This is a genomic window from Williamsia sp. Leaf354, assembly GCF_001424365.1.
In the GTDB taxonomy this organism is placed as follows: domain Bacteria; phylum Actinomycetota; class Actinomycetes; order Mycobacteriales; family Mycobacteriaceae; genus Williamsia_A.
Genome location: NZ_LMPL01000001.1, coordinates 1 through 15,772, shown reverse-complemented (window position 1 = coordinate 15,772; position 15,772 = coordinate 1). Strand labels below are relative to the sequence as shown.

14 protein-coding genes and 1 pseudogene are annotated in these 15,772 nt (G+C 70.5%); 5 read left to right on the top strand and 10 right to left on the bottom strand.

Annotated elements, in window-relative coordinates; all coding sequences use genetic code 11:
* Positions 1-76 precede the first annotated feature (76 nt).
* Positions 77-1,117, top strand: a pseudogene (locus ASG12_RS21005) (acyltransferase family protein); the annotation flags it as partial.
* A 14-nt stretch (positions 1,118-1,131) separates the two neighbouring features.
* On the opposite strand, the gene ASG12_RS00070 reads toward ASG12_RS21005, so the two are convergent.
* The 4 genes from ASG12_RS00070 to ASG12_RS22285 form a co-directional block, all read right to left on the bottom strand.
* The gene (locus tag ASG12_RS00070; protein ID WP_055783944.1) at positions 1,132-5,430 is read right to left on the bottom strand and encodes an alpha-(1->3)-arabinofuranosyltransferase; all 4,299 of its coding nucleotides are present in this window, start codon (positions 5,428-5,430) and stop codon (positions 1,132-1,134) included.
* A gap of 13 nt (positions 5,431-5,443) precedes the next feature.
* A complete protein-coding gene (locus ASG12_RS00065) occupies positions 5,444-5,644 on the bottom strand; it encodes a DUF2613 domain-containing protein (protein ID WP_045821299.1) in 201 nt (66 codons plus the stop codon).
* Between the two features lie 24 nt (positions 5,645-5,668).
* Complete coding sequence (locus ASG12_RS00060) at positions 5,669-6,169, bottom strand: universal stress protein (RefSeq protein ID WP_235455620.1); 501 nt, start codon at positions 6,167-6,169, stop codon at positions 5,669-5,671.
* 78 nt (positions 6,170-6,247) lie between these two features.
* Positions 6,248-6,508, bottom strand: coding sequence for a hypothetical protein (locus ASG12_RS22285; RefSeq protein ID WP_055783942.1), 261 nt, complete (start codon positions 6,506-6,508; stop codon positions 6,248-6,250).
* Between ASG12_RS22285 and ASG12_RS00050 the strand changes: the two genes are divergently transcribed.
* Complete coding sequence (locus ASG12_RS00050) at positions 6,492-7,487, top strand: glycoside hydrolase family 3 N-terminal domain-containing protein (RefSeq protein ID WP_055783940.1); 996 nt, start codon at positions 6,492-6,494, stop codon at positions 7,485-7,487. The genes ASG12_RS22285 and ASG12_RS00050 overlap by 17 nt on opposite strands.
* Positions 7,488-7,543: 56 nt before the next feature.
* Here the strand turns inward: ASG12_RS00050 and ASG12_RS00045 are convergent, their stop codons facing one another.
* Positions 7,544-7,711, bottom strand: a complete 168-nt coding sequence (locus ASG12_RS00045) for a hypothetical protein (RefSeq protein WP_156377856.1) — start codon at positions 7,709-7,711, stop codon at positions 7,544-7,546.
* A 127-nt stretch (positions 7,712-7,838) separates the two neighbouring features.
* Here ASG12_RS00045 and ASG12_RS00040 point away from each other — a divergent pair, with 127 nt between their 5' ends.
* Together ASG12_RS00040 and ASG12_RS00035 are read left to right on the top strand one after the other, a co-directional pair.
* Positions 7,839-8,450 carry a TetR/AcrR family transcriptional regulator gene (locus tag ASG12_RS00040; protein ID WP_055783937.1) on the top strand — a complete coding sequence of 204 codons (612 nt, stop codon included), beginning with the start codon at positions 7,839-7,841 and terminating at the stop codon, positions 8,448-8,450.
* Positions 8,451-8,499: 49 nt separating this feature from the next.
* A complete protein-coding gene (locus tag ASG12_RS00035; RefSeq protein ID WP_055783934.1) occupies positions 8,500-9,132 on the top strand; it encodes a TetR/AcrR family transcriptional regulator in 633 nt (210 codons plus the stop codon).
* Between the two features lie 18 nt (positions 9,133-9,150).
* On the opposite strand, the gene ASG12_RS00030 is transcribed toward ASG12_RS00035, so the two are convergent.
* From ASG12_RS00030 to ASG12_RS00020, 3 genes are read right to left on the bottom strand one after another with little or no spacing between them, the layout of a single operon-like run.
* Complete coding sequence (locus ASG12_RS00030) at positions 9,151-9,981, bottom strand: SDR family oxidoreductase (protein WP_055783932.1); 831 nt, start codon at positions 9,979-9,981, stop codon at positions 9,151-9,153.
* 50 nt (positions 9,982-10,031) lie between these two features.
* Positions 10,032-10,970: a glycosyltransferase family 2 protein gene (locus tag ASG12_RS00025; protein WP_055783930.1), complete on the bottom strand. Its 939-nt coding sequence runs from the start codon at positions 10,968-10,970 to the stop codon at positions 10,032-10,034.
* Positions 10,971-10,980: 10 nt separating this feature from the next.
* Positions 10,981-13,086 (bottom strand): MMPL family transporter, encoded by a 2,106-nt coding sequence (locus ASG12_RS00020; RefSeq protein WP_055783928.1) that lies wholly within the window; start codon positions 13,084-13,086, stop codon positions 10,981-10,983.
* Positions 13,087-13,159: 73 nt separating this feature from the next.
* Between ASG12_RS00020 and ASG12_RS00015 the strand changes: the two genes are divergently transcribed.
* A complete protein-coding gene (locus ASG12_RS00015; protein ID WP_055783925.1) occupies positions 13,160-13,669 on the top strand; it encodes a MarR family winged helix-turn-helix transcriptional regulator in 510 nt (169 codons plus the stop codon).
* Here the strand turns inward: ASG12_RS00015 and ASG12_RS00010 are convergent.
* Positions 13,666-14,610, bottom strand: a complete 945-nt coding sequence (locus ASG12_RS00010; RefSeq protein ID WP_055783923.1) for an alpha/beta fold hydrolase — start codon at positions 14,608-14,610, stop codon at positions 13,666-13,668. The two genes, ASG12_RS00015 and ASG12_RS00010, sit on opposite strands and share 4 nt — an antisense overlap.
* A gap of 28 nt (positions 14,611-14,638) precedes the next feature.
* The gene (locus ASG12_RS00005) at positions 14,639-15,754 is read right to left on the bottom strand and encodes a DUF222 domain-containing protein (protein ID WP_082501490.1); all 1,116 of its coding nucleotides are present in this window, start codon (positions 15,752-15,754) and stop codon (positions 14,639-14,641) included.
* Positions 15,755-15,772: the final 18 nt, after the last annotated feature.

The following is a 15,772-nucleotide window of genomic DNA, read 5'->3' as shown; positions in this document are numbered from 1 at the left end:
GAGCGAGACTAACAGTCGGCCCCGCGTGCTCACGGGATCGAAGGCCGGGCGCGGGGAGCGCGGTAGCTTCGAGCCCATGCGCGCCACGTCCGGACATGTCCCCGCACTCGACGGTGTGCGGGCGCTGGCGGCGCTCGGTGTCCTCACCACCCACGTGGCGTTCCAGACCGGGTCGGTGGACTCCTCGGTGGTCGGCTCGGTCCTCGGGCGTCTCGACCTGGCCGTGGCGGTGTTCTTCGCGCTCTCGGGCTTCCTGCTCTGGCGCCCGCACGCCGCGGCAGCCCGCGGCCTTCGCGAGGCGCCCTCGGCGGTCCGGTATCTCCGGCACCGGGTGGTGCGGATCTGGCCGGCGTATCTCGTGGTCGTCGTGGTGGTGCTGTCGTTGCTCCCGGCGGCCCGGGGTGCCGGTGTCACCACATGGCTGGCGAACCTGTTCGTCGCCCAGATCTACGTCCCCTACACGCTGACCTCGGGGCTGACCCAGATGTGGACGCTCGCGGTGGAGGTCAGTTTCTACCTCCTGCTCCCGGTGATCGCCGTGTCCGTCGCGCGGCTGCGCGGCGATCGTGCGCGGTGGCGATCCCCGGTGCTCGTCGCGGCGGCCGTGGCGTGCCTGGCGTGGCCCTGGCTCGCCTCGACGCTGCCGCTCGCACCGGGCGTCGCGGTCGACAACTGGCTGCCCGGCCACCTGGGCTGGTTCGTCGCGGGCATGGTCCTCGCGGAGAGCGTGAGCGACGGGGACGAGACGGGGTCGTGGCCCCGTCGCATCGCGGCCGACCGCCGCATCATGGGCGCACTCGCCGTGGTGGCGTACGCGCTGGCGTGCACCCCGATCGCCGGCCCGACCGGTCTCGCCGCGGTGTCGAGCGCCGAGTTCGCGACCAAGACGGTGCTCGGCGCCGCGGTCGCTTTCGGGCTGTTGGCGCCGATCGTCCTGGGCGACCACCGCCACCGCCTGCTCGACTCGACGATGATGCAGACGCTCGGGCGCTGGTCGTACGGCATCTTCATCTGGCACCTCGCGGTGCTGGCCGCGGTGTTCGGACTCTTCGGCTTCGCGGCGTACGGCAGTTCGCCGTGGTGGGTGTGGTCGCTCACCGTGATCGTCTCGACCGGTGTGGCCGCGGCGAGTTACGGACTCGTGGAGGAGCCCGCGCGGCGTCGCCTGCGTGCCTGGGAGAAGGCGCGCACACGCGCCGACGGCGACTCCGGTACCGCGACGACGGTCACGAGCGCGACGACCGCGGCGAGCGCGGGAACGGTGACCCACCAGTCGAATCCCGTGTAGGGACCACCCGACCCCCACGGACCGAGCGACAGGCCGGCGCACGCCAGGGCGAAGGCCGAGGCGACGGCGATCGGGACCGCACGCGGTCGTCGTCGGCGCAGGGCGAGGACGCCGGCGGCGACCGCCGCACCGATGAGCAGTCCGCCCCAGCCCGAGAGCACCCCGACCGCCGCCACCGCGGCCACGCAGGCGACACCCGGCGCGCGCGGCGGGGGGCCGACCGACAGCGGATCGTGTCGTTCGCCGGAACGTCGTGCGCCGATCGCGGTCAGCACGAACAGCAGCGCGACCGCGAGGAGTCCGAGCAGCAACGCGAGTCGGTAGGGCGCATCGAGCGGATAGTCGAGGGTGACGGTGCCGGCGAGTCCCGCGGGCACGATCCAGCCCTGCTGCCAGCCGTTCACGACGATCGGGGCGAGCCTGCGCCCGGCGAGGCTCGCGTGCCAGCCGGAGTTCTCCGACTCGGGGACCACCAGCACCCGGTCACGGCTCGAGGCACCCACCGACGCGGTCCGGTGATCCGCCGACCACGTCCCGGTCGCCACGGGCTCGATGCGGTCGGACACCGAGGCGGCGGCGGTGCCCGCCTGTGTTGCCGTGGTGGCGGCGGTGAGGGTGACGGAGTCGACGGTGAACGCGCCCGACGGGTTCACCGACAGCGGTTGTGCACCGGCGCGCAGCGACAACGGCGCGTCCGATCCGCACAGCGTCGCCGCGACGGGTGAGCCCGCGATAAGTCGGCGCGCGGTGGTCGTCACCGACAGCGGCACGGTTGTCGACCCCAGTGACATCGTCAGCCCGGCGTCGCACCCGATGCGCACCAATCGGTCCGGTGACGCGACCGGCATCGGCCCGCCGTCGGGACCGAGACCGATCTCGGCGATGCCGACCGGCGCGGTCGCGGCGAAGCCCAGGCTGTTGACGTCGACGAGGTCGGTGGCGTCGAGCACGGTCACGGTGATCGTCGAGGTGCGTGCAGCCGACAGGCGGATTCGGCCGTCGGCGGGCACCGTCCGTACCTGTCGGCCGGTCCCGAGGTCGATCGCGACGCGGCGTGGCGCCGCGGGGTAGAGGCCGCGGGGTCGGGTGATGGTCACCGAGTCGACCAGTCGCGGCGCGGGCAGCGTGATCCGCACCGACGCCGGGGGTGCACCGGGGCGGGTGGAGGCATCGGGCGCGATCCAGGCGGTCCCGGGGTCCCCGTCGATCACGGCCGCGGCCGAGGCGCGTTGATCGGGCACCGACGACGCACCCGTGGCGGTCGCCGCGTCGGTCGGTGTGAGGAAGGTGTTCAGGGGTGTCCCGGGTCGGCCGCGCACCCAGATCCGCGGCGTCACGCGGGTGTCGGTGGGCACCGACACCACCCGGGAGAACTGTCCCGGTTCCTCCGGCGAGAGCGCCAGCGCCGACGAGCAGCGGGTGATGTCGGGGCCGGGTGCGCAGGCGGTGCGACCGGGCAGGTCCTGGCCGAGGTCCCACTGCGCGACGGCGCGTCCCGCGGGTTGCGTCGGCAGCACCGTCCGGTGGGTGATGGTCAGCGGCGCGCCGGTCCGGGTGTCGGTGAGCGCCAGTTCGGCGATGGCGAACTGACTTCCCGCGGTGCCGTTCTCGGTGCTGATCGCGCGGACCTGCACCGACCGTGTCGGGCCGCTCGGGGCCACGACGGTCACCGGCTGTCCGGGGGAGATGCCCTGGGCCACCGAGGTACCGCTGTCGGTGGTGATGAGCAAGCCGGTCACGGCCGGACCGAGCGCCTGACCGGGGGTGACCGTCACCGACAGGTTGGAGCGCGGCGCGGTGAAATCGACCTGCAACCACTGCCCGACGGCGCTGTCGAGACCGCGGCTCACCCAGGAGGTGTTGGAGTCGTCGTCGAAGGCGGCGGCAGGTGAGTTCGCGGGCGAGGTCTGACCGAGTTGTGTTGCGTCGGAGGCGGATCCCGACGCCGTCACCGACACCGCGTTCGGCCGACCGTCGAGGAGCCACTGTCCGCGGACCAGGCCTGCCCCGGCGACGGGGTAGTCGGGCGCGGTGTTCTGCGTACGTCGGGGATCGCCGGGCGCGCGGATGGCCGAACTGTGGTCGTCGACCCGACCGAAGTCGACCTCCCTGTCGGCGGGGGTGTCGGTGACGACCGCGCCCGCGATGCCGGTGTCGTCGACCCCGGCTCGTCGCGCATCGGTGTCGAGGAGAGTCGGGCCGAGGGCGGGGGCGCCGGTGCGTGCGGCGTGTTCCTGCAGTCGGGCCAACGATTCCGGGCCACCGACCACCCGCGGCATCGCCGCCAGATCGACCAGTCCCGGTGCGGTGCCGTCGAATCCGACGGTCGAGGCGACCCGGTAGATCTCGATGGCCCGCATCGGGGGGATCAGCCCGTCGTCGCCGACCACGCCCTTCACCCTTCCGGGCCCGATGAGCGGTCCGAACTCGGCGACCTTCGACAACCCGGGGGAGGCGGTGAGTGCCGCGCGCGCCACGATCGGTCGGGCCGACCGCGACCGGATGGGTGCGAGGTCGGTGCGCAACACCACGTACCCGATTCCCTGCTGCGCCAACGTCGCCGCGAGCCCGGGCGACCCACGACCCGAGGCGATCTGTCGTTGCACGGAATCCATCGCGCGGATGGCGCCGGGTGGCACCAGTGGGATGGCGTCGCGCACCGCCCAGGGTGTGGTCGCGAGCGGCTGCAGCGGTTCGTCGCGGGTGAGACCCCACGTCTGCACCGCGAACGGGGCCCCGGGCACCACCAGCGCCCGGGTGGGATGCGCAGCGTCGCCGGAGTGCTCCCGCAGCCACGACGCGGTCTGCGGCCAGTAGCCGGGTGTCGATCGCACCGTGCCCGACGGCGCCAACTGGCCGGTGATCACCAGCGACCCGGCGCCGAACAGCACGACGGTCAGCACCATCGTCGCCGCGACCGGTCGCGATCGTTCGGGATGGGCGAACGCCGGGGCGGCCGTGCGCCATCGCACCGCGCCGGGCAGCGGCACCCGCGCCAGCAGGTGGGCGATACCCAGCACGATCGGGATGCGGATCAGCGGGTCGAACTTGTGGATGTTGCGCAGTGGCGCACCGGCGCCGTCGAGGAACGCGCGGACCTGTTCGGCGACAGGCGAACCCAGAGTGGCCGACCAGCCGCAGCCCATGATGACCAGACCCACCACCGCGAGGGTGGCCAGACGCCCGCGGGCCGGCATCGACCGCATCGCCAACCCGGCGAGCCCGGCGGCCGCGACCAATCCGGTGGCGAGCACGGCGACCGGCGACGACACCAGCAGCGACCCGGCCACCCTGTCGGGCGAGACGAACGGTGTCCACGAACTGGTACCGCGCAGCACCTCGGTCAGCGACGTCCATCGTGTGGTCACCCGCGATGACTCGATGAAGTCGAGGAACGGGGGACTGACCCGCGACAGGATGAGCAGCGGCACCACCCACCACGCGCACGCCAGTGCGACCCCCAGCGCCCACCACCCGGTGAACCGGGCCCACCGGGCCGACCCCGGGCGGCCGGTGGGGACGTGCAGCGCCCACCACAGCACCGCCGCGGCACAGGCGGCCGCGGTGGCGACGGCGTTCACCGCGCCCATCAGCGCGACCGCGCAGGCCGAACGGAACGCGAGCTGCCGCAACGACCAGCGGTGATCGGAGCGGTCGAGGGCGATCACCACCGGGATCAGCACCCACGGCGCGAGCATCATCGGCAGCGTCTCCGACGAGATCGACCCGATGGTGGTGAGCACGCGCGGGCTCACGACGAACGCCGCCGCGGCGAACAGGCGCGAGCCGCGGCTGCCGATGCCGAGCGTCTCGGCGAGTCGGACGATGCCGACGAACCCCACGGTCAGCAGCAGTGCCCACCACAGTCGTTGCGTGACCCAGCCGGGCAGGCCGATGACGTCGCCGAGGACGAAGAACGCCCCGTGTGGGAAGAAGTAGCCGTAGGCCTGGTTCTGCACCTGGCCCATCGGTGCCACCGACGACCACAGGTGGGTGGCGCGGGAGAGGAAGCCGAGCGGGTCGGCGGTGAGGTCGAGTTTGGTGTCGGCCGACACCTCGCCCGGCGACTGGACGAACGAGGCGATCAGCGCCACCAGTGCGACGATCGCGACCCCTCGGCGTGAGAGCCGATCGGCCACCATGAGTGGCCTCAGGTCAGTTGGAGACGCCGGCGTTGTCGCGCGTTCCGTAGTCGACCGAGCCCTTCACGAAACCGTTGTCGGCGTTGAAGCTGTTCACCGACGTCGACGGGGTGTCGTCGGAGGCGAGGTAGCCGCCGAGGAAGACCACCGCGATGGCGACGATCACGCCCATGATCCCGGCCACGGCTCCGGCGATGAGACGGTTGTCGGTCATGCCGGTCAAGCTACCATTCGTGGCTCATGTCACCGGTGTGCCCGGCCCGGTGCATCGTGCGGGCACCACGAGTACGGGCCGACTGCAGTGTTTGAGCACCTGTTCGGCCACGCTGCTGCGCATGAGGGCGCGCAGGCCGGTCGCGCCGCGCGTGCCGGTCACCAGGACGTCGGCGTCGATCTCGTCGGCCACGTCGATCAGTGCGCCCCACACCGTCCCGGTCACCTCCACGAGGTGTCCGCGGGATCGCAGCCCACACGCGGCCGCGCGCTCGACGCCGCGATCGTTGAGGGTGCCCGCCTCGATCCGGAGGAGTTGGTCGGTCTCGCTGTCGAGCGCGGTGCCGAACACCGGCTGCATCCCCGACATGCTCGACATCCGCGCGGTCTGGTGCAGGGCGGTCTCCCAGGCGGTGACGACGACCGCGCCGCGGCCCGCCCAGATCCGCCCCGCCCAGTCGATCGCGCGATCGGCGTTGTCGCTGCCGTCGTAGGCGATCATGATCAGGTCGTCGGTTGCGGTCATCGGATGTCCCTTCGTCTGACCCCGCGGACGTCCGATTTTAGTCCTCTTCGCCCCTGTCGGCCCGCAGATCGGCGCATGTCAGACTCGTCGGATGCGTACCCGAGCGGTCCCCCGCGCCAGGACGACACCACGGGTCCTCGGCACCTGTCTGCTGGTCGCCACACTGGCCGCCTGCGCCACCGACGGCCCACCCGCGGCCGCTCCCGGGACCTCCGCCGCCGCGACGGCGAGCAGTTCGGTCGCCTCGTCGTCGGCCTCCCCGGCATCCCCGTCGGTGACGGCGTCGTCGATGTCGGCGGCCTGTGCGTCGGCGGTGTCGTCGATGTCGTTGCGCGACAAGCTCGCGACGTTGCTGGTGGTCGGCGTCAGTGACCAGGCCGACGCGCGCGATGTCGTGTCGCGTTTCGGTGTGGGCGGCATCTTCATCGGCAGCTTCACCGACAAGTCGATCCTCGCCGACGGTGGTCTCGCGGCGGTGAAGAAGGCGTCGCCGCGTCCGTTGATGGTGACCGTCGACCAGGAGGGCGGCCGGGTGTCGCGGCTGACGAGCCTCGGCATCGACAGCCCCTCGGCGCGCGAGTTGGCGCGCACGAAGACCCCCGCGCAGGTCCGGGCCATCGCGAGGACGACCGGTGAGGGACTACGGGAATTGGGCATCACGGTCGATTTCGCGCCCGATGCCGACGTGAGCGACGAGTCCGACGACGAGGTGATCGGCGATCGCTCGTTCTCCGACGATCCCGCCACCGTGGCGCGGTACGCCGCGGCGTTCGCCGACGGTCTGCGCGACGCCGGGATCATGCCGGTGTTCAAACACTTCCCGGGCCACGGCCACGGTTCGGGTGACTCGCACACCGGGACCGTGCGGACACCGCCGCTGTCGCAGCTGCGCACCGACGATCTGGTGCCCTATCGCACGTTGCTGCCGGGCCCCTCGACGCCACAGGTGCCCTCGACCGGTGTGATGGTGGGACACCTCATCGTGCCCGGGCTGACCGGTGACGAACTGCCGGCGAGCATCTCGCCGGCCGCGATGCGGTTGCTGCGTTCGGGTGCGGGTTACGGCGGTCGGCCGTTCGACGGACCGATCTTCACCGACGACCTCAGCGGGATGGCCGCGATCAGCGCGAAGTACCCGATCGCCGAGGCGGTGGTGCGCGCGGTGAGTGCGGGTGCGGACATGGCGTTGTGGCTGAGCACCGACGACGTGCCCGAGGTGTTGGCCGCGCTCACAACCGCGGTGCGGTCGGGGCGACTCGCCGAGGATCGAATCGACAGATCCGCGGCTCGAGTGCTCCACTCGACGGCATACTGCTGACCGTCGGCGGGCACTACGCGATCAACGAACGAAGTACCCCACGTAGAATTCGTTCGTCATTCGCGTAGTGCCCGCAGCTCGGCGGTCACGGGGAGATCTGGCGCATGCCAGGCCTCCCGACCATCGGCGGCTCCGGGATCTCCCCCCAGATCCCGAAGCCGCGCAATGACGAGGAGGGTGACAGTGGAGATGACCAGCGAGACCGTGATGATCACGGCGCTCATCAGCCATATCCAGGCGTCACCCATCGGACCCCCCGATCCGATCGAGACAGCAGCTCCCCCCGGGACGTACGTCCCCTCGCGCTGCTACTCTCGCCCTCATGCATCGTTACGTTACAGTCTGTAATGAATGATGGTCAACACCGGACGACCAAGAGATTCGACGATCGACGATGCAATCCTCGACGAGGCAGCGAAGATGGTCGTCGAGAACGGCTACGGCGCGACGACCATCGACGCGGTCGCCCGCGCAGCCGGAACCACCCGGCCGGCGGTCTACCGCCGGTACGCCTCGCTCGCGCAGGTCGTCTCCGCGGCGATGAGTTCGAGGATCGTCTTCGATCCCACGATGGACTCCGGCGATCTCCCCACCGACCTGCAGGTCCTGCAGACCCAGCAGGTCACGTTCTTCACCGATCCGCTGGTGGTGAAGGCCATGCCGGGACTCATCGAGGAGAGTTCACGCAACGAGACCCTGCGCATACGTCTGCTCGACGACTTCATGGGTCCGCGCCGCTCGGCTGTGCGCCGGGCACTCGAGCAGGCCACCGCACGCGGTGACATCACCGGCGACACCGACGCCGATCTCATCTGCGACCTGCTCACCGGCCCACTCCTGCTGCGCACGCTGATGCCGTCACTGGGCCCGGTCGACGACGCCATGGTCGCGGTCACCGTCGCCTCGGCGCTCGACGCCGTCCGTTTCCGCGCCGCGGGGGTCACTCGTCTGGAGAACCCCTAACTTACTGCCTGGTAAGTTAAGCTGAGGGATCAGCGAGAGGCGGTGAGCGATGGCGGGTGGAACCAAGCGACTCCCGCGCGCCGTGCGCGAGCAGCAGATGCTCGACGCTGCGGTCACCGTGTTCGCCGAGAAGGGCTTCCGCGAGACCTCGATGGACGCCATCGCCGCGGCCGCCGACATCAGCAAGCCCATGCTGTACCTGTATTACGGATCGAAGGACGAGCTGTTCGCCGCGTGCCTGAGCCGTGAGGGCGGCCGGTTCATCGAGGCGATGACCACCGGGTTCGACCCTCGACTGCGTCAGCGCGACCAGGCCCGCACGGTCATCTACGAGTTCCTGCGTTTCGTCGACGCCAATCGGGCGTCGTGGCGTGTGCTCTACCGTGTCGCCACCGGTCAGGCCGCGTTCATCGCGTTGGTCGACGCGAGTCGTTCGCGCCTGATCGAGATGATCGCCGACCTGCTGCGTCGCGGCACCACCGTCGACGGCGCCACCGACATCGACTTCGAACTCATGGCCGTCGCGCTCGTCGGCGCGGGTGAGGCCGTCGCCGACCGGATCTCCGAAGGCGACATCGACCTCGACACCGCCGCTGACCTCATGGTCAGCATGGGCTGGCGCGGCCTCGCCGGCGGCGCGCGGATGATGAGTGATCACGCCTCGGGCGTGGCCAAGAACTGACCTGGTGTGCGACCGGCCTCAGAGGTCGGGGAGCGGCAGTTCCATGTTCGGTTTGATGATGCCGCCGTCCACCTCGAGGATCTTGCCGGTGGTGTACGCCCCCGCCGACGACGCCAGATAGACCGCGGCCGCGGCGATCTCGGCCGGATCACCGATCCGTCGCAGCGGTGTCGCCTTCTCGAGTCCGGTGCGCATCCCCTCGTCGCCGGTGACGATCTCCAGCGCCGAGGTGGCGATCGCGCCGGGGGCGATCGCGTTGACCCGGATGCGCGGTGAGAGGTCTTCGGCGGCGAGTCGGGTGTAGTGCGCAAGTGCGGCTTTCGCGGTGCCGTACGCCGAGAACGCGCGGCCCGGGAGGCGTCCCATCGCGGAGGTGATGTTGATGATCGATCCGTGGCTGTTGTGCTCGGTGGTGTCGTTCTCGAGCATCAGCGGCACCGCGGCGCAGGTGAGTGCGTGGGCGGTCGAGACGTTGAACCGGAACGCACCTTCGAGGGCGGCGACGGAGGTGTCGAGCAGGCCCGCGGGCATGGTGCCGCCGACGTTGTTGACCACGATGTCGAGGCGTCCCAGCTCATCCTTCGCGGTGCGCGCGAGATCAGCGGTGACCTCGGGATCGCTGAGGTCGGCGGCCACCACCACGGCGCGTCGGCCGAGTCCGCGGATCGTCTCGGCGACCTCGTCGAGCTGCTCGCGGGTCCGCGACGCGATCACCACGTCGGCGCCGCACTCGGCGAAGGCGACGGCGATCGCCGCCCCCAGGCCGCGCCCGGCGCCGGTGACGATCGCGACGCGTCCGTCGAGGCGGAAGCGATCGGTGAAAGTAGAACGTGTGTCAGTTTCGGCCATGGGGCCAGACTAGACACCTCTCATCGCCCCGGGGCCCGATCCGTGTCGGATCACCCGGGCCCGTGCGCGCCCGACGTCGAATGCGGGTAGTTCTTGCGCAGCAGCACGCGCACCCCGTGGGCGGTGACGGCGAGCGACAACCGCTGCGCGAGAGGGAAGCGCGATGCCTGCGCGGCGACATCGTCGATGAGACGTTCGGCGGCGGCGACCTGCTCCGGTCGCGCGCCGGGTCCGGCGAGGGCGGCGTAGGCGCCGGGGCCGCGGTCGTACTCGTGGCCGAGCACGGCGCGACACAGATCGCGGTGCACCCCGGCGCTGGTGCTGTCCGATGCCAGGGCGGCCTTCCAGGCGGGCTGCGCCGACGTCTGACCGCTGTGGCGACGGTAGGCGAGACCCGGCGACGATGTTCGTCCCAGCCGAGCGCCGTTGAGGGACAGGCGCATCCACAGATCCCAGTCCTCCGACGGCACCGATCGGTAGCCGCCCGCGTCGAGGATTGCGGCTCGGCTACCGGTCATCGTGGGGTGCGCGACCGCGCAGTTGAGCATTAACTCCAGACCCACCGACTCGGGGCCTGCCGACAGCAACGGCTGGGGCTCGACGGCGAACCGTCCGGGGCCCATGAACACCAGCGGAGAGAAGGCGAGGTCCAGATCGTGGCGCCGCAGCAACGCGAGCTGGGTACGAAAACGCCAGGGCAGACTGATGTCATCGGCGTCCATGCGTGCCACGAGGGGCGTGTCGGCCGCGTCGAGAAGTGCCGTGGCCGCGGCCACGACTCCCACTCGGGTGGAGAGGGACTCGAGCAGCCCGACCCGGCGGTCCCGACGGGCGAGGTCGCGGACCACCGCGGCGGTGGAGTCGTCGCTCGCGTCGTCGAGGACGAGGACGCGGCCGTCGCGAGGCAGTCCCCGGGTGATCGATCGGATCGCGGTCGCGACGGTGGACTCGGCATTGCGTGCCGGCATCATCACCGTCAGGGGCGCCACGCCGGTGATGCTATCGGTGGCCGGGGTGGGTCGGCCACCAGATGCGTTCGCCCACCAGGGTGAACAGTGCGGGGACCACCACGGTGCGCACGACGAACGTGTCGAGCAGGATGCCCAAACCCACGATGATGCCGAGCTGGGTGAGCGTGATCAGCGGCAGGACGCCGAGGACCGCGAACACCGCGGCGAGCACGATGCCCGCGCTGGTGATGACGCCGCCCGTGGCCGACACGGCGCGGATCATCGCGGTGGGGACCCGGTGTCGTGCACTCTCCTCGCGGGCCCGGGTGACCAGGAAGATCGTGTAGTCGACACCCAGGGCGACGAGGAACAGGAACGCGAACAGCACCGTGTTGTTGTCGAGCGCTGGGAAGCCGAACAGGTGGATGCCGACGAACGTGCCGAGTCCGATCGCGGCGACCGTCGACAGGACGGTGGCGAGCACCAGCAGGATCGGTGCGATCGCCGCGCGCAGGAGTGCGAACAGCACCAACAGCACCACCGCCAGGATCAAGGGGATGACCAACAGTCGGTCGTCGGACGCGGCGTTGCGGGTGTCGTAGGCGCGGGCGTCGCTGCCGCCGACGAGTGCGTCGGCCCCGTCGATCCGCGCGGTCGACGAGCGGAGCGCCGCGATGGTGTCGAACGCGCCGTCGGACGCGGGCGGTGAGGTGAGCACGACGCTCCACCGGCTGTAGTCCCCCGATGAATTTGCCGCAGTCGACGTTCCGGTGGGTGTGACGGTGTCGACGCCCGGGGTGGAGCGCAATGCCTGCTCGACCGCCTGTGCGGCGGTGGTGCGGGCGACCACGGTGGTCGGGTCGGACTGGCCCGCCGGGAAGTGGTCCTCGAGGACGTCGAAACCGGTCACCGAGTCGGCCGTGACCCGGAACTGTTCGGTCTGGCTCAGGCCGATCGAGGTACCGAGGAAGCCGAGCGCGCAGACCGCGAGGACCACGACGGCGGTGACGAGCGAGCGCGTCGGGTGGGAGACCACGGTCGACGCGATCCGATGCCATGTACCGGTCGCGTGCAGGTCGGCGGTGCCGTCCTCGACCAGGTCGTCCTCGACGCGGGGAATGAACGGCCAGAACAGCTTTCGTCCGAACAGACTCAGGGCCGGCGGCAGTACGAGCAGGGCGAACGCCATGGCGAGCAGCAGTCCGGCGGCGGCGCTCGCGCCGAGGCTGCGGGTGCTGGGCAGTGCCGCGAACAGCAGGGTCAGCAGCGCGAGGACCACGGTGACGTTGCTGGCCAGGACGGCCGGGCCGGCGCGGCGGACCGCGGCGCGTAGGGCGTCGCGGTGGTCGCGGTGGCGGCGCAGCTCCTCCCGATAGCGCGAGATGATCAGCAGCGCGTAGTTGGTGCCCGCGCCGAACACGAGGACGCTCGTGATGCCCGAGGTGGAGCCGTCGAAGGCGAGACCCGTTGCCTCCGACAGTGCTCCGCCGGCCACGGCGGCGAGTCGATCGGCGACACCGATGACGATGAGCGGGACCAACCACAGCACCGGGGAGCGGTAGGTGGCGATGAGCAGCAGGGCGACGACCAAGGCGGTGACCGCCAGGAGCGTGACGTTCGCGCCGGAGAACGAGTTCGCGATGTCGGCGGCGAAGGCCGGGCCGCCGGTGACGTGGGCCTGCAGGCCGTCGGGCAGACCGTCGTCGGCGGCGGTGCGCAGGGAGTCGACGGTGTCGCGCAGGGTGAATCCGCTGATCTCGGACGAGAGCGGCACCGAGGTGATGGCCGCCTTGCCGTCGGGGGAGACGATCGCCGCCGGGCCGGTCGGGGCGGAGTCGGTGGACCGGTCGACACCCACCATGCGTTCGCGGGCGGCGATCACGGCGGCGCGGTCGGACGCGGTCAGTGCGGCGCCGTCGGCTCGGTCGACCACCAGGATCGCGCCGGCGACCTTCGCATCGGGGAACGTCGCGAGGTAGTCGTCGATGCGGGCCGACTGCGCCGAGTCGGGGAGCGAGTTCGGTGAATCGTCGCTCGAGCTGCTCTCGCCGCCGACCCCCATCGCGGCCAGTCCGAGGATCAGGACGACGAGTCCGACGATCCACGAGCGCCGACCGGTCACGACGGAGGCGAAGCGATCCCATGCGGTGGTCATGAATCAGACACTCTCAGATTTTTAACTGTTCAGCAAGTGAGACTTTAGGCCGGGTTCGTCGTAACCTGACGGGATGCATGACGAAGCGACGGACGACGGCGGTGCGGCGCTCGACCGCACGGGTCTCGAATCGGCGATGGCGTCGGACCTGCGCGCGTTGTCCGCGGCGTCGGAGCAGATCGGTCGCGTGTTCGCCGGACGGCATGACCTCAGTGCCAACGATTTCCAGGCGTTGCTGCGGATCATGGTCGCCGACGTGGACGGGGAGCCACTCACCGTCGGGAAACTGGGTTCGTCGCTGGGGATGTCGTCGGCGGCGATGACCTACCTGGTCGAACGGATGATCAACTCCGAACACATTCGGCGCGAGCCGGATCCGAGCGATCGGCGCCGCGTCATCCTCCGCTACGACGACCACGGCATGGAGGTGGCACGTGAGTTCTTCGGTCCGCTCGGAGCGGTCACCCGCGCCGCGCTCGCCGACCTCGACGATTCCGATCTCGCGACCGCGCACCGCGTGTTCGGCGTGTTGATCGATGCGCTGCGGGGCTACGCGCGCGACCTCGGCGAGTCGCCGAGCTAGCGGCTGGCCCTGCTCTCGGCCGACTCGCCCCGGCGAACGGTCCGCTCGATGCCGTCGATGATCTCGGGCCAGAAGCGGCGGGCCAGATCGTGACCCATCTCGTCGACGATCATCAGTTCGGCGTCGGGGAGTGCGCGGGCCGTCGCCTCGCCGCCGGAGTGCGCGATCACCGGGTCACGGTCGCCGTGGATGACGAGCGCGGGCATGGTCGATGCCTGCAGGCCCGGGGTGCGGTCGGTCTCGGCGAAGATGGCCGCGATCTGGCGGCCCGAGCCGGATTCGTCGGTGGACCGTGCGAGTGACCGCGGCATGATTTCGCGGACGTCGTCGGTGTCCGCCTCGGTTCGACCGAGCGAACCGATGCGCTCGAAGGCCGCGATCATGTCCTCGACCGGATCGGGCTTCGGGATGCGCAGGGCGGCCAGCAGGTACCGCTTCGACGATTTCCCGTGTCTGCGGTCGCCGGTGCGACCCATGATCGACACCAGGGATCGGACGCTGTCGGGGTGCCGGATCGCGGTCTGTTGCGCGATCATCGATCCGAGCGAGACACCGACGATGTGTGCGCCGGCAGGTGCGACGGTTCGGATGAGGCCGGCGGTGTCGTCGGCCATGTCCTCGAGGGTGTAGGTCACCGGCGCTGTACGTCGAAGGTATTGCAGCGCAGTGGGTACCGGACCTCGGAAGCGGGTCGACCGGCCGACGTCGCGATTGTCGAAGCGCACCACACGGACGCCGCGCCGGTTCAGTTCGAGGCAGAAGTCGTCACGCCACCACAGCATGTCGAGGCCGAGTCCCATGATGAGCACGACGGTCGGCTTGTCGGTCGGCGCCGCGGTGTCGGGGTGGGGCTCGAACACCTGGAAACACAGGGTCACCGCGCCCACGCGGAGGAACTGCTCGGGAGGCGTGGTCTCGGCTGCGGACGTGTCGGGGGCCATCGGACGCGAGTCTAGGCCGCCGGTCTGCTCAGAAGGGCGGCAGTTCGTCGTTGGCGGGGTCAGCGGCCTGGGCCTGTTGTCCGGTTTCGCGGGTGCGGCGGTTGTGTTCGCGTTCGGTGTGTCGGCGGGCGTGTTTGTCTGCCAGGCGTGGTCGGCGTCTGGTCGGTGCAGGTTCTGTGGCGGTGTCCGGGGCGGGTGGGGCGTTCTGCGGTGCGGTGAATTGGATGTCTTTGAGGGCGGGGAACAGGTCGGTGCCGTCGAATGCCGGCCCGGCGACGGTCAAGCCTTCGGGGGTGATGATCACCGATTGGATGCGTCCGTCGCGGCCGACGGTCTGATCGTCGAGGAACGCGGTGTGGGTTTTGAGGTTGTGGTGCAGCCGGCACTTCGACCCGGTGTTCCCCGGACACGTCTGCCCACCATGGGCGGGATGGTCGTGGTCGTACTCGTGGACATGGTCGATGTCGCACACCCAGGCGGGACGTTCACACCCTGCGACGTCGCAGTACAACGACCGCGCCCGCACCACGGTGTCCAGTGCGGTCGACGGCCGATACGGATCACCCGGTGAATGTGGGGCGAGCGGATCATCGGAATGCCCGATCGGCGCGACCCTCACACCCGGCTCGCTGATCAGTTCCTCGAGGTGCGCCGGTGAGATGACGCCGTACCCGTCGAGGAAACACGGTGTCTCCCCGTCCCCGGCAACGGTCTCCAAATCACAGATCACGTGCAGCGTCATGCTGCTGCCGGTTCCCGGCACCGCGCGGGCAGAGGGCCCGTCATCATCGGCGACCGTCGGAGCGTCGCAGTCATCGCTGCCGCACTGGCATTCCCACGCCACCCCCATGACCAGACAAAAATGCGCATCCGACTTTCGGGCGGCCAGAGTGCGCCCATCGTCCTTACACACCGCGCGAGCCAACGCATCGACCCGACGCGAGATCGCGATGGCTCTCTCCGCAGTGGACGTCGCCTCCACCCGCGCCATGCCGTCCTCGAGACGTTCGGTCCAGAACCCCCGCGCATCGACCGCCGCCTTCCGGCGAGCACGCACGGCGTCGGGGTCGACGCGGTAGACGCTGCGGTCGACCATGTCCCGGATCCGTGACGGTGACCACGATCCCCGCCTGCGTAACGCGATCCCCGCCTGCGTAACGCG

Excerpts from the sequence above, each read along its gene's own strand:
- ASG12_RS00030 (WP_055783932.1), bottom strand. The coding sequence starts at position 9,981 with ATGGCCGAAACTGACACACGTTCTACTTTCACCGATCGCTTCCGCCTC.
- ASG12_RS00035 (WP_055783934.1), top strand. The coding sequence starts at position 8,500 with ATGGCGGGTGGAACCAAGCGACTCCCGCGCGCCGTGCGCGAGCAGCAG.
- ASG12_RS00070 (WP_055783944.1), bottom strand. The coding sequence starts at position 5,430 with ATGGTGGCCGATCGGCTCTCACGCCGAGGGGTCGCGATCGTCGCACTG.
- ASG12_RS00045 (WP_156377856.1), bottom strand. The coding sequence starts at position 7,711 with ATGAGCGCCGTGATCATCACGGTCTCGCTGGTCATCTCCACTGTCACC.
- ASG12_RS00020 (WP_055783928.1), bottom strand. The coding sequence starts at position 13,086 with ATGACCACCGCATGGGATCGCTTCGCCTCCGTCGTGACCGGTCGGCGC.
- ASG12_RS00010 (WP_055783923.1), bottom strand. The coding sequence starts at position 14,610 with ATGGCCCCCGACACGTCCGCAGCCGAGACCACGCCTCCCGAGCAGTTC.
- ASG12_RS00050 (WP_055783940.1), top strand. The coding sequence starts at position 6,492 with ATGTCGTTGCGCGACAAGCTCGCGACGTTGCTGGTGGTCGGCGTCAGT.
- ASG12_RS00060 (WP_235455620.1), bottom strand. The coding sequence starts at position 6,169 with ATGACCGCAACCGACGACCTGATCATGATCGCCTACGACGGCAGCGAC.
- ASG12_RS00015 (WP_055783925.1), top strand. The coding sequence starts at position 13,160 with ATGCATGACGAAGCGACGGACGACGGCGGTGCGGCGCTCGACCGCACG.
- ASG12_RS00040 (WP_055783937.1), top strand. The coding sequence starts at position 7,839 with ATGATGGTCAACACCGGACGACCAAGAGATTCGACGATCGACGATGCA.
- ASG12_RS00065 (WP_045821299.1), bottom strand. The coding sequence starts at position 5,644 with ATGACCGACAACCGTCTCATCGCCGGAGCCGTGGCCGGGATCATGGGC.